The 19,484-nt window shown below is 69.7% G+C and carries 17 protein-coding genes and 2 tRNA genes; 3 read left to right on the plus strand and 16 right to left on the minus strand.

Annotated features, from left to right (window positions below; translation table 11 throughout):
• From ACFDTC_RS13900 to ACFDTC_RS13940, 9 genes are all read right to left on the minus strand, one after another.
• The coding region (locus ACFDTC_RS13900; RefSeq protein ID WP_375259483.1) for an FGGY family carbohydrate kinase at positions 1-1,000 on the minus strand (1,000 nt) is incomplete at its 3' end.
• 78 nt (positions 1,001-1,078) lie between these two features.
• The gene (locus tag ACFDTC_RS13905) at positions 1,079-2,572 is read right to left on the minus strand and encodes a mannitol dehydrogenase family protein (protein WP_375259484.1); all 1,494 of its coding nucleotides are present in this window, start codon (positions 2,570-2,572) and stop codon (positions 1,079-1,081) included.
• Positions 2,572-3,342: an L-iditol 2-dehydrogenase gene (locus ACFDTC_RS13910; RefSeq protein WP_375259485.1), complete on the minus strand. Its 771-nt coding sequence runs from the start codon at positions 3,340-3,342 to the stop codon at positions 2,572-2,574. Before ACFDTC_RS13910 ends, ACFDTC_RS13905 begins: the two co-directional genes overlap by 1 nt.
• Complete coding sequence (locus ACFDTC_RS13915) at positions 3,339-4,340, minus strand: ABC transporter ATP-binding protein (RefSeq protein WP_375259486.1); 1,002 nt, start codon at positions 4,338-4,340, stop codon at positions 3,339-3,341. Before ACFDTC_RS13915 ends, ACFDTC_RS13910 begins: the two co-directional genes overlap by 4 nt.
• Positions 4,341-4,371: 31 nt before the next feature.
• Positions 4,372-5,202 carry a carbohydrate ABC transporter permease gene (locus ACFDTC_RS13920; protein WP_375259487.1) on the minus strand — a complete coding sequence of 277 codons (831 nt, stop codon included), beginning with the start codon at positions 5,200-5,202 and terminating at the stop codon, positions 4,372-4,374.
• Between the two features lie 11 nt (positions 5,203-5,213).
• Entirely contained in the window at positions 5,214-6,080 is an 867-nt protein-coding gene (locus ACFDTC_RS13925; RefSeq protein WP_375259488.1) for a carbohydrate ABC transporter permease, read from the minus strand.
• A gap of 101 nt (positions 6,081-6,181) precedes the next feature.
• Positions 6,182-7,489, minus strand: coding sequence for an ABC transporter substrate-binding protein (locus ACFDTC_RS13930; protein WP_375259489.1), 1,308 nt, complete (start codon positions 7,487-7,489; stop codon positions 6,182-6,184).
• A gap of 87 nt (positions 7,490-7,576) precedes the next feature.
• Positions 7,577-8,608, minus strand: coding sequence for a LacI family DNA-binding transcriptional regulator (locus ACFDTC_RS13935; protein ID WP_375259490.1), 1,032 nt, complete (start codon positions 8,606-8,608; stop codon positions 7,577-7,579).
• 190 nt (positions 8,609-8,798) lie between these two features.
• On the minus strand, positions 8,799-9,893 hold the full coding sequence (locus ACFDTC_RS13940) for a S1C family serine protease (protein ID WP_375259491.1): 1,095 nt from the start codon (positions 9,891-9,893) through the stop codon (positions 8,799-8,801).
• 320 nt (positions 9,894-10,213) lie between these two features.
• Between ACFDTC_RS13940 and ACFDTC_RS13945 the strand changes: the two genes are divergently transcribed.
• Positions 10,214-11,167, plus strand: coding sequence for a DMT family transporter (locus tag ACFDTC_RS13945; protein WP_375259492.1), 954 nt, complete (start codon positions 10,214-10,216; stop codon positions 11,165-11,167).
• A 77-nt stretch (positions 11,168-11,244) separates the two neighbouring features.
• Entirely contained in the window at positions 11,245-11,544 is a 300-nt protein-coding gene (locus tag ACFDTC_RS13950; protein ID WP_375259493.1) for an SH3 domain-containing protein, read from the plus strand.
• A 91-nt stretch (positions 11,545-11,635) separates the two neighbouring features.
• Here ACFDTC_RS13950 and ggt read toward each other — a convergent pair whose 3' ends face one another.
• The 5 genes from ggt to ACFDTC_RS13975 all read right to left on the minus strand — a co-directional run bounded on the left by ggt (position 11,636) and on the right by ACFDTC_RS13975 (position 17,291).
• Positions 11,636-13,420, minus strand: a complete 1,785-nt coding sequence (gene ggt / locus ACFDTC_RS13955; RefSeq protein WP_375259494.1) for a gamma-glutamyltransferase — start codon at positions 13,418-13,420, stop codon at positions 11,636-11,638.
• A gap of 91 nt (positions 13,421-13,511) precedes the next feature.
• Positions 13,512-14,255, minus strand: coding sequence for an ABC transporter permease (locus tag ACFDTC_RS13960; RefSeq protein WP_375259495.1), 744 nt, complete (start codon positions 14,253-14,255; stop codon positions 13,512-13,514).
• Complete coding sequence (locus tag ACFDTC_RS13965; protein ID WP_375259496.1) at positions 14,252-15,187, minus strand: ABC transporter ATP-binding protein; 936 nt, start codon at positions 15,185-15,187, stop codon at positions 14,252-14,254. The genes ACFDTC_RS13960 and ACFDTC_RS13965 overlap by 4 nt, the downstream gene beginning before the upstream one ends.
• On the minus strand, positions 15,184-16,317 hold the full coding sequence (locus ACFDTC_RS13970; RefSeq protein WP_375259497.1) for an ABC transporter permease: 1,134 nt from the start codon (positions 16,315-16,317) through the stop codon (positions 15,184-15,186). The genes ACFDTC_RS13965 and ACFDTC_RS13970 overlap by 4 nt, the downstream gene beginning before the upstream one ends.
• Before the next feature lie 65 nt (positions 16,318-16,382).
• A complete protein-coding gene (locus ACFDTC_RS13975; RefSeq protein ID WP_375259498.1) occupies positions 16,383-17,291 on the minus strand; it encodes an ABC transporter substrate-binding protein in 909 nt (302 codons plus the stop codon).
• A 130-nt stretch (positions 17,292-17,421) separates the two neighbouring features.
• Here ACFDTC_RS13975 and ACFDTC_RS13980 point away from each other — a divergent pair.
• Positions 17,422-17,497: transfer RNA gene (locus ACFDTC_RS13980), tRNA-Val, on the plus strand.
• 178 nt (positions 17,498-17,675) lie between these two features.
• Here the strand turns inward: ACFDTC_RS13980 and ACFDTC_RS13985 are convergent.
• Positions 17,676-17,750 (minus strand) — tRNA-Val (locus ACFDTC_RS13985).
• Between the two features lie 153 nt (positions 17,751-17,903).
• The coding region (lon, locus tag ACFDTC_RS13990; protein WP_375259499.1) for an endopeptidase La at positions 17,904-19,484 on the minus strand (1,581 nt) is incomplete at its 5' end.

The following is a 19,484-nucleotide window of genomic DNA, read 5'->3' on the forward strand; positions in this document are numbered from 1 at the left end:
TCCGCTCGCCGGTCAGGTAGGGCAGGAACAGCGGGCCGGGCTCGGCCGCGGCGGCGTCGTCCAGCAGGGCGGCGACGGGGCGGTTCAGCAGGTCGGCCAGCCACGCCATCGGCCGCGCCCCGTTCAGCATCGCCGCCATCTGGAAATACCGTCTCTCCAGCGTGTGCGCGTAGGCGTGCACGAGGCTGTCGGGGTTCGGCCGGTAATCGGCCGTCGTCACGAACAGCTGCCCCGACGTGCCGAGCGACAGGAAACCGTCACCGGCGTCGCAGGCTCCGAGGCCAACCGCGCCGGCGGCCGCGTCCCCTGCCCCGGTCGCCACCGGGATGCCGCGGGCAAGGCCGAGCGTGTCCGCCGCCTCGGGCCGGAGCCTGCCGGCAATGTCCGTGCCGGGGCGGATGTCGGGAAGCCAGGCCGCGTCCGTCGCGCTGATCCCGCAGATCTCGGAGGACCACGCGCGCGTCGCCTGGTCGAGCCAGCCGCTGCCGGCCGCGTCCGACGGGTCGGTGACGCATTCCCCGTGCAGACGCAGGCCGACGTAATCCTTCGGCAACAGCACGTGCGCGATGCGGGCGTGGGTCCGTGGCTCGTGGCGCGACATCCAGAGCAGCTTTGGCGCGGTGAAGCCGGGCATGGGCGGCGCGCCGGTCAGCTGTCCGATATGTGGGACGCACTCGGCCATCTCGGCGCATTCCGCCACCGCGCGGCCGTCGTTCCACAGGATGGCCGGGCGGATCGGCGCGTGCGCGGCGTCCAGCACGACCGCACCGTGCATCTGCCCGGACAGGCCAATGCCGCGCACCCGCGCACGTGTCGCAGGGTCGAGCTGGCCGGTCGCGGTCACGACCGCCGCCCACCACGCCGCGGGATCCTGTTCGCTGGCCTCGGCGAAGGGGTGCGCGATCGCGAGCGGCGCGTGGCCGGTGGCCGCGACGGCGCCGGACCCGTTGATCGCGCAGACCTTCACGCCGGACGTGCCGATGTCGATGCCCAGGTACATCGTCACTCCCTTGTGGCCTTGTCCGCCGCCAACCGCCCCTGACCGCGTCAGGTCAGTCGGCGCCGCGTTCAGGCCACCCTAGCCCGGGTTGCGCCCGGCGACATAGGCCCGAAGCGCCGCTTCCATGCCCTCGGCCCAGATCAGGCGCAGCCAGCGCTGGAACGCGGTGGCAAAGCGTTCGTACCCAGCGAGGTCCCCGTAGATCGAGGCCTGTTCCAGCCATGCCGTGGGCCGTTCGCGCGCGACCAGCGCCTGTGCCTGCAAGTCGTTCCAGTACGGATCGTTCGGTTCGATCACCGATCCGTCCTCGCGCGTGCCGGCGCACATGCGCGCCCAGGCGGCTTCGGCCAATGCGAGGCCGTCGAGCGGGGCCCCGGTCTCGAGCGCATCGCGCAGGATCGGCAGGACGAACCCTGTATGCCGCGAGGAGCCGTCGAAGGCGACGCGCCGCGTGGTGTCGCGGATCGCCGGGTTGGCGAAGCGCGTCTCGATCAGGCGCGCATAGCCGGCGGGCGTCATGCCGGGCACGGCGGCGACATGCGGCACGATCTCGTCCTGCTCGACCTTGCGCCAGAACGGCGCGATCGCGGGATGCGCCATGCAGTCGGCGATGGTCTGGACGCCCAGCACCTCGCCCGCGTTGGCCAGCAGCTGGTGCCCGGCGTTGAGGATGCGGATCTTCATCGCCTCGTAGGCGTGCACGTCGTCGGTGAAGGTCGCGCCGACGCGGTCCCAATCCGGGCGGCCGGCGCAGAACGCGTCCTCGATCACCCATTGGCGGAAATTCTCGTGCGTGACGGGTGCAGCGTCGTCGATGCCGAAGCCGCGCGCGGCCGAAATTTCGGCCGGGCCGGTTGCGGGCACGATGGAATCGACCATCGAATTCGGGAAGGTGCACCGGTCCGCGATCCAGTCGGCGAGCGCCGCGTCCTGCAGCCGGGCGAGTCCCACCACCGCGTCGCGCGTGATCGCGCCGTTGCCGCGCAGGTTGTCGCAGCTTTGCACCGTGAACGGGCCGTGAGCCGCGTCGCGCCGCAGCCGCAGGGCGGCGACGATGGCACCGAACGCGGTGCGCGGAATGTCCGGGTTGGCGGCGTCGAAGACGATATCGGGATGCCCGGGGTCGAAGGCGCCGGTGGCGGCGTTCACGTAGTACCCGCCCTCGGTCACCGTCAGCGACACGATGCGGATGGCCGGATCGGCCATGCTGGCGATCAGCGCGGCGTTGTCTTCCTCGACCTGCACGAAGTCGATCATCGAGCCGCAGACCTCGGCGCGGCTCGCATCGGGGGCCAGCTCGATCAGCGTGGTCAGGCAATCCTGCGCCAGAAGCCGCTCGCGCATGGCAGCGTCGCCGGGGCGGACGCCGGCGCCGATGATGGCCCAGTCGTGCGCCAGGCCGTCCTGCATCAGCCGGTGCAGGTACCACGCCTGATGCGCGCGGTGGAAATTGCCGACGCCGATATGCACGATGCCGGGGCTCAGGTCGGCCGCGCCGTAGCGCGGGCGCGCGACGTCCGACGGCAGATCGCCGAGCGTGGCGCGGCTCAGCCGCGTTGGGTCCTTGGGCATCAGCTCATCCATTGTCCGCCGTCCACGTTGTAGGTTTGCGCGACGATGTAGCGGGCCTCGTCGCTGGCCAGGAACACGGCCATGCCGGTCAGGTCCTCGGGCACGCCCATGCGCCCGAAGGGCACGGCGGCGCCGACCTCGGCCTTCTTCTGGCCCGGCGCCTTGCCCTCGTACTTCGCGAAGAACGCGTCGACGCCGTCCCAGTGCTCGCCGTCCACGACGCCAGGCGCGATCGCGTTCACGGTGATGCCGTGCGGGATCAGGTTCAGCCCGGCAGATTGCGTGAGCGAGATCACCGCGGCCTTGGTCGCGCAGTAGACCGCGACCAGCGGCTCTCCGCGCCGGCCCGCCTGGCTGGCCATGTTGATGATCCGCCCCTGCACGCCGGCCTCGATCATGTGGCGCGCCACCGCCTGCAGCGTGAACAGCGTGCCCGAGACGTTGACGTCGAAGGCGCGCGCGTAGTCGTCGCGCGTGATCTCGGCGATCGGCGCGGCGGTGAAGATGGCGGCGTTGTTGATCAGGATGTCGATCCGGCCGAACGCATCCACAACGTGGTCCACCGCCGTGTCGATGCTGTCCTGCCGCGTCACGTCGAGCTCGACCGCGATGGCGCCCTCGATCCTCTGGGCCGCGTCGCGCGCACGGGCGATGTCGATATCCGCCAGCGCCACGCGCGCGCCTTCCGCCGCGTAGGCGCGCGCGAAGGCCAGCCCGATCCCGCGCGCCGCCCCGGTGATCAGGGCCGTCTTGCCGTCCAGCCGCATCACGCCACCCGCAGGCCCGCTTTGTCGAAGCGGTGCATCTGGTCCTCGCGCGGCGCCATCGAGACGGTGTCGCCGTGGCGCAGCCCGACCTCGCCGGTGGCGCGCACGGTGATCGTCTCGGCCAGCCCGGTGCCGTGCACGTGAAGGAACGTATCCGAGCCGAGGTGTTCGGCCACGCCCACGGTGCCGGTCCACGGGCCGCCCTCGACGATGTCGAGATGCTCGGGGCGGATGCCGATTGTGGCCGCACCGTGCTGCGCGGCGGCGTTGCCCTCGATCAGGTTCATCCGGGGCGAGCCGATGAAGCCCGCGACGAACAGGTTGCGCGGCGCGCGGTAAAGCTCGAGCGGGCTGCCCACCTGCTCGATGTTGCCGGCGCGCAGCACCACGATCTTGTCGGCCATGGTCATCGCCTCGACCTGGTCGTGGGTGACGTAGATCATCGTGGTGGCCAGCTTCTTGTGCAGCTCGCCGATCTCCATCCGCATGCCGACGCGCAGCGCGGCGTCGAGGTTCGAGAGCGGCTCGTCGAAGAGGAAGGCCGCCGGCTCGCGCACGATGGCGCGGCCGATGGCGACGCGCTGGCGCTGGCCGCCGGACAGCTGGCCCGGCCGGCGGTCGAGATAGTCGGTGAGGTTCAGCGCCTTGGCGGCCGCGTCGATCCGGCGGGCCTGTTCGTCCTGCGGCACGCCGGCCATCTTCATCGGGAAGGCGATGTTCTTGCGCACGCTCATGTGCGGGTAAAGCGCGTAGGACTGGAACACCATCGCCAGGCCCCGCTTGGCCGGCGGCGTGTTCGAGGCGTCATGGCCGTCGATCAGGATCGCGCCCGACGTGATGTCCTCGAGCCCCGCGATCAGGCGCAGCAGCGTGGACTTGCCGCAGCCCGACGGTCCGACGAAGACGCAGAACTCGCCGTCCTCGATCGTCAGGTCCAGCGGCGGGATGACGTTCACGTCGCCGAAGCTCTTGGTCACCTGCTCGAGCTTGATCTGTCCCATGGGGTGTTCCTTTCCTGTGGCCGTGGCGGCGTTACTTGACGGCGCCGAAGGTGAGGCCGCGGACGAGTTGCTTCTGGCTGAACCAGCCGAGGATGAGGATCGGCGCGATGGCCATGGTCGAGGCCGCCGAGAGCTTGGCGTAGAACAGACCCTCGGGGCTGGAATAGCTGGCGATGAACGCGGTCAGCGGCGCCGCGTTGGCCGCCGTCAGGTTCAGCGTCCAGAACGCCTCGTTCCAGGCAAGGATGAAGTTCAGCAGGATGGTCGAGGCGATGCCCGGAATGGCCATCGGCGTGAGCACGTGGAAGATCTCCTCGCGCAGGCCTGCGCCGTCCATGCGCGCCGCTTCGAGGATCTCGCCGGGGATCTCGCGGAAGTAGGTGTAGAGCATCCAGACGATGATCGGCAGGTTGATCAGCATCAGGATCACCACCAGCGCCGCGCGGTTGTCCAGCACGCCCAGCTGGATGCAGATCAGGTAGATGGGATACAGCACGCCCACCGCCGGCAGCATCTTGGTCGACAGCATCCACAGCAGGATGTCCTTGGTTCGCCGCCCCGGCACGAAGGCCATCGACCACGCCGCCGGCACCCCGACCGCGACGCCCAGCAGGGTCGACCCGCCGGCGATGATGACCGAGTTCCACAGGAAGCGCATGTAGTCCGACCGCTCCTGCACCACGACGTAGTTCTCGAGCGTCCAGCTGAAGTTCAGGAACAGCGGCGGATCGGCGACCGCCTCGGCCTCGGTCTTGAAGCTGGTGAGGATCGTCCAGAGGATCGGGAAGAAGATCAGCAGGGCGATGATCCATGCAAGCGCAGTGGTCAGGGCCTTGCGGCGGGGGGTGACGGCGCGTGCCATGTCTCAGGGCCTCACTTGTCCAGGTTCTTGCCGACGATGCGCATCAGGAAGATGGCGACGATGTTGGCAAGGATGATGGCGTAGACGCCGCCCGCGCTGCCCAGGCCCACGTTCTGGCTTTCGAGGACGCGCTGGTAGATCAGGTAGGTCAGCGTCCGGGTGCCGAAGGCACCGCCGGTGGTCACGAAGATCTCGGCGAAGATCGACAGCAGGAAGATCGTCTGGATCAGGATCACGATGGTGATCGCGCGGCTCAGGTGCGGCAGCACGATGTAGAAGAACCGTGACAGCGGCGTGGCGCCGTCCATCTCGGCGGCTTCGAGTTGCTCGCTGTCCAGCGACTGCACCGCCGTCAGCAGGATCAGCGTCGCGAAGGGCAGCCACTGCCACGAGACGATCATCACGATCGAGGTGGTCGGCACCTCGCTCAGCCAGGCGATGGGCTCGGCGCCGAAGAACCGCCACAGATGCGCGAGCAGCCCGTTGGTGGGGTCCATGAACATGTTCTTCCACACCAGCGCCGAGACGGTCGGCATGACGAAGAAGGGCGCGATCACGAGGATCCGCACGACGCCCTGCCCCCAGATCGGCTGATCCAGAAGCAGCGCCAGCAGGATGCCCAGCACCACCGTGATGATCAGGACGCCGCCGACGATCACCAGCGTGGTCTGCACGCTGGGCCAGAACGCGCTCGACGTGACGAAGCGGGCGTAGTTTTCCCATCCGGCCCAGCCGAGGTCACCGCCACGCAGCGGCAGGTACTGGCGGAACGAGAACCACACCGTCAGCGTCAGCGGCACCAGCATCCAGCCCAGAAGCAGGATCACGGCGGGCGCCATCATCAGGCGCGCGGCAGAGCGGGAATGCTGGGTGGCCATGAGGCAAAGCCTTTCGCGTCAGGCGCAGGGCCTGTTCTGTCGACGATCGCTGGGGCGAGGGGATGGCGGGCGGCCCGCAGGCCACCCGCCGGAGGCCCGGCTCAGTAGCCGGCGGCTTCCATTTCCTCGGTGGTGATCGCCTGTGCCTTCTCCAGCGCTTCCTCGACGGATTGCTGGCCGGCATAGACGGCGGAGAACTCCTGGCTCACCTGCGTGGCGATGCCGGCGAACTCGGGGATCGCGACGAACTGGATGCCCACGTAGGGGACCGGGTCGACGGTCGGCTGGGTCGGATCGGCCGCGCGGATCGATTCAAGCGTCATGCGTGCGAACGGCACGTCCTGATATTCCGGCGTCTCGTAGAGCGATGTGCGCGCGCCCGGAGGCACGTTGGCCCAGCCCTCGTTCTCGGCGACGAGCTCGATGTATTCCTTCGAGGTCGCCCATTCGATGAACTGCTTGGCGGCGTCAGCCTTCTGCGTGCCGGCGGGGATGCCCAGTGCCCAGGCCCACAGCCAGTTGGCGCGCTTTTCGACGCCCTCGGCGTTCGGTGCCAGCGCGAAGCCCACGCTGTCGGCGACCTCGGATTCGTCCGGGTCGGTCACGAAAGACGCGGCGACGGTCGCGTCGATCCACATGCCGCACTTGCCCTGCTGGAACAGCGACAGGTTCTCGTTGAAGCCGTTGGTGGCGTAGCCCGCGGGGCCGTAATCGTTCATCAGGTTGGTGACGAAGGTCAGCGCCTCTTCCCACTCGGGCTGGTCGAACTGCGGGGTCCAGTCCTCGTCGAACCAGCGCGCGCCGAACGAGTTCGCGGTCGCGGTGATCAGCGCACCGCCCTCGCCCCAGCCGGCCTTGCCGCGCAGGCAGATGCCGTTGATGTCTTCCGCGTCGTTGTCCATCGCGGCGGCGGCTTCGCGGATGAAGCCCCAGGTCGGCGCCTCGGGCATCTCGAGCCCGGCCTGCTCCATCAGGTCGGTGCGGTACATGATCATCGAGCTTTCGCCGTAGAACGGTGCGGCGTAGAGGGTGCCGTCGTGGCTGAGGCCGTCGCGCATCGCCGGCAGGATGTCCGCGGCGTCGTATTCCTCCGACAGGTCGTCGAGCGGCACGAGCCAGCCGTTGGCACCCCAGATCGGCGTTTCGTACATGCCGATGGTCATGATGTCGAACTGGCCGCCATTCGTGGTGATGTCGGTGGTGACGCGCTGGCGCAGCACGTTCTCTTCCAGCGTGACCCAGTCGACCCCGATGCCGGTCTCTTCGGTGAACCGGTCCGTGTAACCCTGCATGCGGATCATGTCGCCGTTGTTCACGGTGGCAATGGTGATCGTGGTGTCCTGCGCAAGGGCCGCGCCCGTGACGAGGGACAGCGCCGTGGTGGCGCCGAGAACGCGCTTCAATGGCATCGGAATTCCTCCCTGAGATTCGATGATGCCAGAATCGATACGGCACTGCACAGATTCGCGTCAATATTATTCTTTACGCGCGTTAATTTATGCCGAGGCGCGCATCACCAGCGACGCCTCGAACAGCGTCTGCACCTTGGCCGCCGGTCGCGCGCCCTCGGCGACGATCGACAGCAGCATGTCCAGGCTGCGCCCTGCGATCTGATCGTAGTCCTGCGACACGGTCGTCAGCGACGGGCAGGTGAAGCGCGAGAACGGGTGATCGTCGTGCCCGGCGACGCGCAGGGCGTGGCCTTCGCCGATGCCGACGCGGTACCCGCTTTCGTAGGCGGCCGCCAGAAACCCGATGGCCAGGCGGTCGTTGCTGCACAGCACGGTGTTGGTCGGCAGGCCCTGCTCCGCGATCAGTCGGCCGCCCTCGCGGTGCGCGATCTCCTCGAACGCCCAGCCGGTCCCGTCGACCGCCAGCACCATCGGCTCGTGCCCCAGCCGGCGCATGGCGGCTTCGTAGGCGTCGCGCCGCTTGTTGGCGTTGGGGTTGGGCGCGTCGCGCATCTCGAACAGCGCGGGCGGCTCGCCGGTGCGGGCGAGGTAATCGACGATCATCGCCGTGCTCTGGAAGTGGTCCGTGCCGAACATCGCATCGCCCACGCCGGCCACGTCGCAGTCGAACAGCACGGTCGGCACGTCGCCGCAGAACGCGTCAAGCGCGTCGCGATGCGACCGCCGCCCGATCGGGGCAAGCAGCACCCCGGCCGGGCGAATGCCCCGGAGGCTGTCGAGGTTGGCCACCTCGCGGTCCGGATCGCCGTGCGAGCTCAGCAGGATCGGGTTGTAGCCCGCGCCGCTGCAGAGCAGTTCCAAGTTGCGCGCGACCTCGGCGAAGAACGGGTCGGCCAGGAACGGGACGACGATGCCGATGTTGCGCGTCAGGTGCCGGTTCTGGTTGATCGCGTAGACGTTCGGGACGTAGTCGTAGCGCTCGAGCGCCGCCTCGATCCGCGCACGCGTCGACGAGCGCACCGAATTCGGGTCGTTGAAGAACTTCGACAACGTGGGACGCGAGATGCCGCTGAGCGACGCCAGCTCCTCCATCGTGCGAACGCGTTCCTGCCCCATCGCCCCTCCTCGTCGTTGCGGCCCCGCCTCCGGACCTTTACGCGCGAAAATAATTTCGCCGGTGCCGCGCCTTGTCAACGTGACGGCGCACGGTGGCCCCGAGCGCCGATCTTGCGGTATCAGACCAGGCGACGCGCGAACGGGCATAGGCCAGCCCGGCCCGCCTGTGCAATGCCCGCGGTCGGTCCCTCTAGGGCTGCGGCGCGCCGAGGACCACGTCGATCTCGACATCGTCGCCGTCGCGCCGGACCGTCAGCGTCACCTCGTCACCCGGCGCGTGCTCTTCCAAAGCGTCGCGCAGATCGGCCGAGCTTGCCACGCGCCGCCCGTCCACCGCGCGGATCGTGTCCATCGGCACAAGGCCCCCCGACGCGTCCTGCCGAGCCGCGCGCAGGCCGGCCTGTGCCGCCGGGCTGCCCGGTTCGACGCCCAGGACCAGCACGCCCTCGATGCCGCGGCGCCGCGCCAGTTCGGTGATGCGCTCGTCGTGCACCACGCCCAGCACCGGCGGGCGATAGCGGCCGGTCCGGATCAGCTGCGGCACCACGCGGTTCACCACGTCCACCGGCACCGCGAATCCGATCCCCGCGCTGCTGCCCGAGGGGCTGAAGATCGCGGTGTTGACCCCGATCAGGCGACCCGCGCTGTCGATCAAAGGTCCGCCCGAATTGCCGGGGTTGATCGCCGCGTCGGTCTGGATCAGGCCCTGGATCGTGCCGCTCTCGCTGGGGATCTCGCGGTCGAGCGCCGAGACGATGCCGGTCGTCAGCGTCCAGTCGAGCCCGAACGGATTACCGATCGCCAGCACCGACTGGCCGACGCGCAGCCCCTCGCTTTCGCCCACGGGCAGCGGCGCCGGCGGGTCCGCGCGCGTGTCGATGCGCAGCACCGCCAGATCGTGCCGTGGCGCCGCGCCCACCAGCGAGGCCGCCACCTGCCGCCCGTCCGCCAGCCGCACGCGCGCGCCCGATGCGCCCCGGACCACGTGCGCGTTGGTCACGATGTGCCCCTGCGCGTCCCACACGAAGCCCGAGCCCGTGCCCCGCGGCACGTCGACCGCGCGACGCGTCCAGGGGTCGAGCACGCGCTCTTCGGTGGTGATCGACACGACCGACCCGCGCGCCGCCTCGAACAGCGCGATGACGGTCTCTTCCTGCGGCGCCAGCTCGCCGCGCGGGGTGATCACGCGCGGGGCGACGGGTTCCGGCACGGAGCGCAGCAGGAACAGGCCAGCCGCCACCAGCAGCCCGAGCAGGAACGCCATCGCCAGGCTCGTCGGTTTCATGTCGCGGTCCTTTCGCTGCTGCCCTGCCCTGCCCGTCGGCGCCCGGGATAATGCGCATCCCGCCTTGCCCCTGCAAGCCGGGCACCTCGGGGCCACAACGCATCCCCCGGCACAGCGGTTCAGGGTCCCGCCGTCCCGCATGCGGATGCGGATGCGAAAGCTCGAGCGGCTCGCCCCCCGGTTTGACAGGCCGCGGCCGCAACCCTAAGGCAGGACAAGCGGGGCGCGATGGCGTCGCACCCCTGCATCCTTGATCCCGCATCGTCCTGAACGCCCGGACGTCGCCCCGCCCCGCGGCGGGCCTGCGCGAGAGGTGAACCATGCGCCAGACTGCCCCGAACACCGGACTTTCCGAGAACGCCGTCGGCATGGGGCTGATGGCGCTCGCCATGCTGCTGCTGCCGATCGGCGACGCCTTCGCCAAGCTGCTGACCGGCTCGATGCACCCGATCGAGGTGACCTTCGCCCGGCTCGTGGCCCAGGGGCTGTGCCTCGTCCCCGCGGCGCTGCTGCTGCGGCGGCGCCTGCGCGGGTCGATGTTCTCTCCGGTCGTGGCGCTGTCGGGCGGGCTGGTCATGGTGACGCTCGGCTGCCTGATCGGCGCCTTCTCGGTCATGCCCATCGCCACCGCCATCGCCATCTTCTTCGTCGAGCCGCTGATCCTGACAGCGCTGGCCGCCCCGCTTCTGGGCGAGCGCGTGGGCCCGCGCCGGTTGATCGCCGTCGCCGTGGGCCTGCTGGGCGCGATGATCGTGATCCGCCCCGGCGGGGGCCTCGGCCCCGCGGCCGCGCTGCCGCTGCTGGCGGCGCTGGCCTACGCGCTCAACATGATCGTGCTGCGACGTGCCTCGGGCGCGCGGTCGGGGCTGACCATCCAGTGCGGCGCGACCTTCTACGCCTGCCTCGGCATGGGCGCGATCCTGCTCGCGGCGTCCGCCGCGGGCCTCGTCGAGCCGGCGCTCGACCGCCTGCCCGCCTGGGGCTGGGCTGCGATCCTGGGCGCAGGCGGTTTCGCCGCCACCAGCTTCGTGCTGATCGCCGAGGCCTTCCGCCGGGTCGAGGCCGGCACGCTCGCGCCGTTCCAGTATCTCGAGATCATCGGCGCGACGGCGGCCGGCTATGTCGTCTTCGGTGATTTTCCGGACCTCTGGACCTGGGTCGGCGTCGCGATCATCCTCGCCTCGGGTCTCTACGTCTTCTGGCGCGAGCGGGCGCAGGGCGATCCGTCGCGACCGACCGCCCGATCGCGAAGCCGCCGCTTCCGGTCCCGGTGACGGGGCGTGCGGGGTTCCCTTCCGCGTCCGTCCCGATACTCTGCGCATCGAGGCAGAAGCAGACAATGGATGACCACATGCACAAGGCATTCTTCGCGGGCGCGGCGGTGGCGGCGTCGCTGATCGTCGCGACCGCATCCCCGGCGGCCGCGCAATCGGGGCGATACGAGGTCTACGGCGTGGCCGAGGACGACCTGCTGAAGCTGCGCGCCGGGCCGGGCACCGGCTTCATCGTCATCGCGGGCTTTCCAAACGGGACGCTGGTGCGGGTCTACGACTGCACCCAGACCGGTGGCACGCGCTGGTGCGAGGTGGCGATGGAGCGCGCGCGCGGCCTGCGCGGCTACGTCTCGTTCGCCTACCTGCGCCGGCGGTGAATCGAAACTCTATCGTGATTTCGTGGCCGCTTTTCTTGCAGGAAGGCGGAAGCCGCGCGCGCCCGCGATGGCCGGGCGCGCGCGGGACGCGTCATTCCCCCAGCGCGATGCCTTCGCGCCGCGGGTCGGCGCCGCCGACCAGCTGGCCGTCCTCGAGCGCGATGATGTGCAGCCCGCTGGTCAGGTCTCGCAGCTCGGTCTCGAAGCCCGCCTCCTGTAGCGGTCCTTCCAGGTCCGCCGCGCTGGTGCCCTGCTCGATGTCGAAGGTGCCGAAGCGGTTGACCAGGTGCGGCGCGGCCGCCGCCTGCTGCGGGTCCATGCCCCAGTCGAGGTAATTCACGATGCCCTGCGTCACGTAGCCGATGATCCGGCTGCCCCCGGGCGAGCCGATGACCAGCAGCGGCGCACCGTCCCGCATCACGATCGTGGGCGCCATGGACGAGCGCGGCCGCTTGCCCGGCTCGACCCGGTTGGCGATCGGGCGTCCGTCCTCGTGCGTGGCGAAGGAGAAGTCCGTCAGCTCGTTGTTGAGCAGGAAGCCCTGCACGAACAGGCGCGAGCCGAAGCCGTTCTCGATCGTGGTGGTCATCGACAGCGCGTTGCCCATCCCGTCGACGATCGAGATGTGCGAGGTCGAAGGGAGTTCCAGCGAGACGTCGTCACCCAGCAGCATCGCGTGGTCCCAGGCGGGCTCGCCCGGCTCGACGGTTTCCAGCGCCGTGCTCGGGTCCAGCATGCCCGCGCGCATCGACAGGTAATCCTCGGCCACCAGTCCCTTGGTCGGCATCGGCACGAAGTCGCTGTCGGCCATGTACCGACCCCGGTCCGCGAAGGCGAGGCGCGAGGCGTCGCCGATCAGCGTCCAGGCCTCGGCGCTGTCCGTGCCCATCGCGGCGAGGTCGAATTCTTCGAGCATCCCCAGGATCTGCCCCACGGTCAGCGCACCCGACGACGGCGGGCCCATGCCGCAGACATCCGCGTCGCGGTAGGGCACGCAGACCGCGTTGCGTTGGATCACGTCGTAGGTGGCGAAATCCTCGATGCTGAGAAGCCCGCCGTTCAGGCGCACCACGTCGACGATCGCCTGCGCCACGGGGCCGGAGTAGAACGCGGTCGCGCCGTCGGCGGCCATGGCGCGCAGCACGTCGGCATAGGCCTGGTTGGTCAGGGTGTCGCCCTCGGCGATGGGCTCTCCGCCCGGGTAGAAATACGCCGCCGTCGCGTCGAAGCGCGGCAGCCGGTCCTCGGGTTCCTCGGCGACCAGCCCGGCGAGGCGCGGCGACACGGTGAAGCCGTCCTCGGCCAGCGCGATGGCACGGTCGAACAGCCCCGCCCACTCCTGGTTGCCCCAGCGGGCATGCGCCTCTTCCAGCAGCGCAGGCGTGCCCGGCGTGCCGACGGAGCGTCCGCCCACGACGGCGTCCCAAAACGACAGCGGCTCGCCGTTCTCGTCCTGGAAGTAGGTGGGCGTCGCCTCCATCGGCGCGGTTTCGCGCCCGTCGAGCGTGGTGACCTCGCCGCTTTCGGCGTCGTACCAGACAAGGAACGCGCCGCCGCCGAGGCCCGAGCTTTGCGGCTCGACCAGCCCCAGCACGGTCTGCACGGCGACCATGGCGTCGGCGGCGGTGCCGCCCGCGCGCAGCACCTCGGCGCCGGCCTCGACCGCCAGCGGGTTCGCCGCGGCGACCATCCAGTCCTGGGCCGTGACCGGCTCGCCCGCCAGTTTCGCCTCGACCGCCTGCTGCGCCTCGGCGCTCAGACCCTCGATCACGCCGGAGGCGGTGCCCTCGGTCGTCACCGCGTCCGCCGCCTGCTGGGCGAGTGCGGGACCCGCGATCAGGCCCGCCAAGGCCATGGTCATCCATCTCGAAGTCATCGCGTCACTCTCCCTTTGCGTTTAACTCAAGTTCAGGATGCGCGACATGCGGGTTCTCGACAACCCTTGTGCCGGTCGTCCTGACCGCCGCTCAGGCCCCCCGCGCGCCGGCGCGCCGGGCGATGCGCGCCTCGAGCAGCGTCAGCGCGTCGTAGATCAGCACCGCGAACAACCCGACGATCAGGCCACCCTGCAGCACGAAGGCGGTGTTGTTGGTCAGCAGCCCCGCGATGATCACCTCGCCCAGCGTGCGCGCCGCAACCGTCGAGCCGATGGTCGCGGTCCCCAGCGCGATCACCACCGACAGGCGGATGCCCGCCAGGATCACGGGGGCGGCCAGCGGCAGTTCGACCTGCCACAGACGCTGGACCCGGCCCATCCCCATGCCGCGCGCGGCCTCCATCGTGCGCGGCGGCAGGGTCGACAGGGCGGTCATCGCGTTCTCGAAGATCGGCAACAGGCCGTAGAGGAACAGCGCCACCAGCGTCGGCCCCGCGCCAAAGCCCAGCACCGGCACCGCCAGCGCAAGCACCGCGACCGGCGGGAAGGTCTGCCCGACATTGGTGATGGTGCGCGACAGCGGGCGGAACGCGGCGCCGGCGGGCCGCGTCACCGCGATCGCCAGCGTCACCGCCACCACCGTCGCCAGAGCCGAGGCCGCAGCCACCAGCAGCAGGTGGTTCAGCGACAGCGACAGCAGCGACACGCGGTCGTAGATCACCGGACCGCCCTCGGGCGCGAAGGGTGCGAAGACCGGCGCGAAGGCCTGCGGCCACACCACGAGGGCGACCAGCAGCAGCGCCAGCGCCGCGCGCAGGATCGCCCCCGCCCTCATGCGTGGCGTTCGACGCGGGCGCGGATCGCGTCGAGCGTCACGCGGCCGACGATGGCGCCGTCGCGCGTGACCGGCAGCGCCTCGCGCCCAGTCCAGAGACATTCCGACAGCGCGTCGCGCAGGCTGGCCGTGTCCAGCACCGGATCGCCCGGCGCCTCGCCGTCCTCGACCAGCTTGCGCACCGGGATCAGCGACAGCAGGCGCATGGGGCGTTCCGCGTCGCCCACCATCTCGGCGACGAAACCGTTGGCGGGCCGGGCGACGATTTCCTCGGGCGGACCGTGCTGGACCAGCTGGCCGGCGTCCATCACGCCCACGCGGTCGGCGAGGCGGATCGCCTCTTCCATGTCGTGGGTCACCAGCACGATGGTCGAGCCGAGCTTCTGCTGGATCTCGCGCAGATCCGCCTGCGCGCGGGCGCGGATGATCGGGTCGAGCGCGCCGAACGGCTCGTCCATCAGCAGCAGGTCGGGGCGCGAGGCGAGCGCGCGCGCCACGCCCACGCGCTGCTGCTGCCCGCCCGACAGCTCGGCCGGGTAGCGGTCGCGAAAGGCAGCGGGGTCCATGCCGAACAGTTCCAGCAATTCGTCCACCCGCGCAGCGATCTTGTCCTTGGGCCAGCCCAGCAGGCGCGGCACGGCGGCGATGTTGCGCCCGACGCTGTGATGCGGGAACAACCCGTGACCCTGGATCGCGTATCCGATGCGCCGGCGCAGCAGATGCGGCGCGATGTCGGCCGTCGCCTCGCCGTTGATGCGCACGCTGCCCGAAGTCGGCTCGACCAGGCGGTTGATCATGCGCAGCAGCGTCGTCTTGCCGGAGCCCGACGTGCCCACGATCACGGTGATCGAGCCGGTCTCGATGGTCATGGATACCGAGTCGACGACCGTGGTGGTGCCGTAGACCTTGGTGATGCGGTCGATCTCGATCATGAATTCTCTCGCTTGGGGGTGCGGCGGGCGAAGTCCACCAGGATGTCCATCACGATGGCCGAGACCAGCGCCAGCACGACCGTCGGCACCGCGCCCAGCAGGATCAGGTCGGTCGCGGTCTGGTTCAGGCCCTGGAAGACGAAGGTGCCGAAGCCCCCGCCGCCGATCAGCCCGGCGATCACCGCCAGCCCGACGTTCTGCACCAGCACGATGCGCAGGCCCGCCAGGATCACCGGCAGCGCCAGCGGCAGCTCGATCCCCCACAGGCGTTGCGTGTTGGTCATCCCCATGCCGCGCGCCGCCTCAACCGCGGCGGGGGGCGTGGCGTTGAGGCCCGCCACCGTGTTGGCGACGACCGGCAGCAGGGAATAGAGCAGCAGCGCCAGGAACGCCGGGGCAAAGCCGATGCCCGCGATGCCGATGGCAGCCGCCGCCGGCACGGTCGCCGCGACCCAGGCCAGCACCGGGATCATGATGCCGAACATCGCCAGCGACGGGATCGTCTGCAGGAAGCTCAGCACCGGGATCGCGCCGCCGCGCAGCCGCGCGTTGCGGTGGCACAGGATGCCCAGCGGAAAGCCGATCGCCGCCGCCGCGGCCAGCGAGCCGAAGGCCAGCGCCACGTGCCGCATCGCGGCGGTCCGGAAGCCGGCGGCGCGGGCGCGGTATTCCTGCATGATCGACAGCTCGGACAGCGCGCCCGAGGCCAGGATCGCCGCCAGCGCGGCCAGCACCGCCGCCAGCAGCACCAGCCGCATCTTCGGTCCCGGCCGCAGCGTCGACAGCGCGTCGGCCATCAGCATCATGAAGACCAGAAGCAGGCACCAAAAGCCCGCCGCGGGCGAAACGCGCGCCAGATCGCCCGCATCCGCAAGCAGGCCGCCCGCCCCTTGCGCCATTACGAACAGCAGCCCCGCGAGGCCCAGCAGGCTGCCGCCCAGCCGCGCCCAGGGCCGCGCCGCCTGCACGCCGAGCGCCAGCCCGGCCAGCATCGCCGCCAGCGCGACCGCCACCACCACCGGGCCGGCGGCGTTCCACAGCGGAACGCCGTCGCCCGCGACAATGCGGTTGGCGCGCAGCGTGGCGAAGGGCAGCGCCAGAGCGATCAGCCCGAGCACCGCGAACAGCACGCCCGGGGGCGACAGCCCCCGAAGCGCGCCGCTGGCGGCGCCCGCGACCGCGCCCTGGGCCGCGATCAGTCCAGCACCCCGGTCTGCGTCAGGTAATCCCGCGCCACGGCGGCCGCCGGCTCACCGCCGACCTGGATGCGGCCGTTCAGCTGCTGCAGCGTCTGCATGTCGAGCCCCGAGAAGATCGGGTTCAGCACGTCCGGGATCGAGGGGTATTCCTCAAGCACCTCGGCGCGCACGATCGGCGTCGGCTCGTAGACCGGCTGCACGCCCTTGTCGTCGGCCATCACCACCAGCCCGGTGGCGCCCACGCCGCCGTCGGTGCCGTACACCATCGCCGCGTTGACGCCCGAGGTGCCGCGCGCGGCCGCCTGGATCGTCGCAGCCGTGTCGCCGCCCGACAGGATCACGGTCTGATCCTCGCCCAGATCGAAGCCGTAGGTCTCCTCCATTGCCGGAAGCACCGCGGGCGAGGACACGAACTCGGTCGACGCAGCCAGCTTGACCTCGCCGCCCCCGGCGACCCACTCGCCGAAATCGGTCATCGTCTCGAGCCCACCTTCCTCAGCTACCGGGCCGGTCACGGCGATCGCCCAGGTGTTGTTGGCCGGCGCGGAATCGAGCCAGACGATGTCGTTGGCCTCGGCGTCGAGTTCGCGCGCGCGCGCCAGCGCCTCGTCCGCGTTCTTCCAGACGTCGCTGTCGGCCTCGTTGAAGAAGAACGCGGCGTTGCCGGTATATTCGGGGTAGATGTCGATCTGACCCGCAAGCAGCGCCTCGCGCACGACCTGCGTGCCGCCCAGCTGCAGACGGCGCGTGACCGGCAGCCCGGCATCTTCCAGCGCCAACGCGATCATGTTGCCCAGCAGGCCGCCCTCGGTGTCGATCTTGGACGAGACGGTGATGTCCGCCTGGGCGGCGGTGGCGAGACCGGCGGACAGGCCGGCGGCGGCGAGAAACGCTTTGGTGATCATGGGTCTCGGGCTCCGTACGTGGCGTTACTGTTAATCTGATATCAACTTAGACGCCTGCGCCGTGGGGGCAACCCGGATGCTGCGCGCACCCTTGCGCGACCGGCCGCGGGGCGCTAAGCACGCCGCGCACGGGTGATTAGCTCAGTTGGTAGAGCGCTTCGTTTACACCGAAGATGTCGGCGGTTCGAGTCCGTCATCACCCACCAGCGCAGCCCTCCGGCCTGAGCTGACGGCAGCAAGCATCTGAAAATTATCAATATAGAGACGTCGGCCGGTCGCTCGGGCCGCGCGCCTGCGGGAAGCCATCGCGGTGCGCCTGCGTCCGGTGTGCGCGCCTCGCCAACGCTGAAATCGCGCCGGAGATTGTGCCGAAGAAGGGGAAAATGGTGGGTGATGAGGGATTTGAACCCCCGACATCTTCGATGTGAACGAAGCGCTCTACCACTGAGCTAATCACCCGATGGCGCGCTAGATACCGCCCCGACCTGCCATGCGCAAGAGGCCGATTGGCCGTTTTTCGGCCGAATTTCCGCACGGCCTCGACGCGCCGACGCCAATGAAAAAGCGCGCGACCGAAGCCGCGCGCCTGAAGGTTCGTTCCGGTGCCGCGCCTCAGTGGGCGCGGGCGCCGGTGGCCGTGTCCTCGCCCTGCAACCGCTGGGCTGCGGCGGCCTCTTCGGCCGCCTCGTCCCACTCGATCGGCTCGGGCTTCGAGACCAGCGCCAGTTCCAGCACTTCGGAGACGTGCTTGACCGGGATGATCTTCAGACCTTGCTTCACGTTGTCGGGCAGGTCGGCCAGATCTTTCTCGTTCTCCTCGGGGATGAGGACGGTGGTGATCCCGCCGCGCAGCGCAGCGAGCAGCTTCTCCTTCAGGCCGCCAATGGCGCTGGCGTTGCCGCGCAGCGTCACCTCGCCCGTCATGGCGATGTCCTTGCGCACCGGGATGCGCGTCAGCACCGACACGATGGACGTGACCATCGCCAGACCCGCCGAGGGTCCGTCCTTGGGCGTAGCGCCGTCCGGCACGTGGACGTGGATGTCCAGCTTGTCGAACGACGGCGGCTTCACCCCGATCTGCGGCGCGATCGACCGCACGTAGCTGGTGGCCGCGTCGATCGATTCCTTCATCACGTCGCCGAGCTTGCCGGTGGTCTTCATCCGGCCCTTGCCCGGCAGGCGCAGCGCCTCGATCTGCAGCAGGTCGCCGCCCACCGAGGTGTAGGCCAGCCCGGTCACGACGCCGATCTGGTTCTCGTCCTCGGCCAGCCCGTAGCGGTGCTTGCGCACGCCCAGGAAGTCGTCGAGATTCTCGCCCGTCACTTCGACGCGGTCGGTCTCCTTCTTAACGATCTTGGTCACCGCCTTGCGCGCGATCTTGGCGATCTCGCGCTCGAGGTTCCGCACGCCCGCCTCGCGGGTGTAGTAGCGGATCACGTTGGTCAGCGCCTCGTCGGTGATCGAGAACTCGGTCTTCTTCAGGCCGTGCGCCTTCACCTGCTTGTCGAGCAGGTGCCGCTTGGCGATCTCGAGCTTCTCGTCCTCGGTGTAGCCCGACAGCGGAATGATCTCCATCCGGTCGAGCAGCGGCCCGGGCATGTTGTAGCTGTTCGCGGTCGTCACGAACATCACGTTGCTCAGGTCGTATTCCACCTCGAGGTAGTGATCGACGAAGGTGCCGTTCTGCTCGGGGTCGAGTACCTCGAGCATCGCGCTCGCCGGGTCGCCGCGGAAGTCCTGGCCCATCTTGTCGATCTCGTCGAGCAGGATCAGCGGGTTCGAGGTCTTGGCCTTCTTCAGCGCCTGAATGATCTTGCCCGGCATCGAGCCGATATAGGTCCGGCGGTGGCCGCGGATCTCGGATTCGTCACGCACGCCGCCGAGCGAGATACGGATGAACTCGCGTCCCGTGGCCTTCGCCATCGACTTGCCGAGCGAGGTCTTGCCGACGCCCGGAGGGCCGACGAGGCACATGATCGGGCCCTTCAGCTTCTTCGAGCGCGCCTGCACGGCGAGATACTCGACGATGCGCTCCTTGACCTTGTCGAGGCTGTAGTGATCCTCGTCGAGGATGGTCTGGGCGCGGCCCAGGTCCTTCTTGACGCGGGACTTCACGCCCCACGGGATCGACAGCATCCAGTCGAGGTAGTTGCGCACCACGGTGGCCTCGGCCGACATGGGCGACATGTTCTT

The sequence above is a fragment of the Citreimonas sp. genome (assembly GCF_042096055.1).
Lineage (GTDB): Bacteria > Pseudomonadota > Alphaproteobacteria > Rhodobacterales > Rhodobacteraceae > Citreimonas.

Excerpts from the sequence above, each read along its gene's own strand:
- ACFDTC_RS13965 (WP_375259496.1), bottom strand. The coding sequence starts at position 15,187 with ATGATCGAGATCGACCGCATCACCAAGGTCTACGGCACCACCACGGTC.
- ACFDTC_RS13945 (WP_375259492.1), top strand. The coding sequence starts at position 10,214 with ATGCGCCAGACTGCCCCGAACACCGGACTTTCCGAGAACGCCGTCGGC.
- ACFDTC_RS13935 (WP_375259490.1), bottom strand. The coding sequence starts at position 8,608 with ATGGGGCAGGAACGCGTTCGCACGATGGAGGAGCTGGCGTCGCTCAGC.
- ACFDTC_RS13920 (WP_375259487.1), bottom strand. The coding sequence starts at position 5,202 with ATGGCACGCGCCGTCACCCCCCGCCGCAAGGCCCTGACCACTGCGCTT.
- ACFDTC_RS13905 (WP_375259484.1), bottom strand. The coding sequence starts at position 2,572 with ATGCCCAAGGACCCAACGCGGCTGAGCCGCGCCACGCTCGGCGATCTG.
- ACFDTC_RS13930 (WP_375259489.1), bottom strand. The coding sequence starts at position 7,489 with ATGCCATTGAAGCGCGTTCTCGGCGCCACCACGGCGCTGTCCCTCGTC.
- ACFDTC_RS13915 (WP_375259486.1), bottom strand. The coding sequence starts at position 4,340 with ATGGGACAGATCAAGCTCGAGCAGGTGACCAAGAGCTTCGGCGACGTG.
- ACFDTC_RS13950 (WP_375259493.1), top strand. The coding sequence starts at position 11,245 with ATGCACAAGGCATTCTTCGCGGGCGCGGCGGTGGCGGCGTCGCTGATC.
- ggt (WP_375259494.1), bottom strand. The coding sequence starts at position 13,420 with ATGACTTCGAGATGGATGACCATGGCCTTGGCGGGCCTGATCGCGGGT.
- ACFDTC_RS13925 (WP_375259488.1), bottom strand. The coding sequence starts at position 6,080 with ATGGCCACCCAGCATTCCCGCTCTGCCGCGCGCCTGATGATGGCGCCC.
- ACFDTC_RS13975 (WP_375259498.1), bottom strand. The coding sequence starts at position 17,291 with ATGATCACCAAAGCGTTTCTCGCCGCCGCCGGCCTGTCCGCCGGTCTC.
- ACFDTC_RS13960 (WP_375259495.1), bottom strand. The coding sequence starts at position 14,255 with ATGAGGGCGGGGGCGATCCTGCGCGCGGCGCTGGCGCTGCTGCTGGTC.
- ACFDTC_RS13940 (WP_375259491.1), bottom strand. The coding sequence starts at position 9,893 with ATGAAACCGACGAGCCTGGCGATGGCGTTCCTGCTCGGGCTGCTGGTG.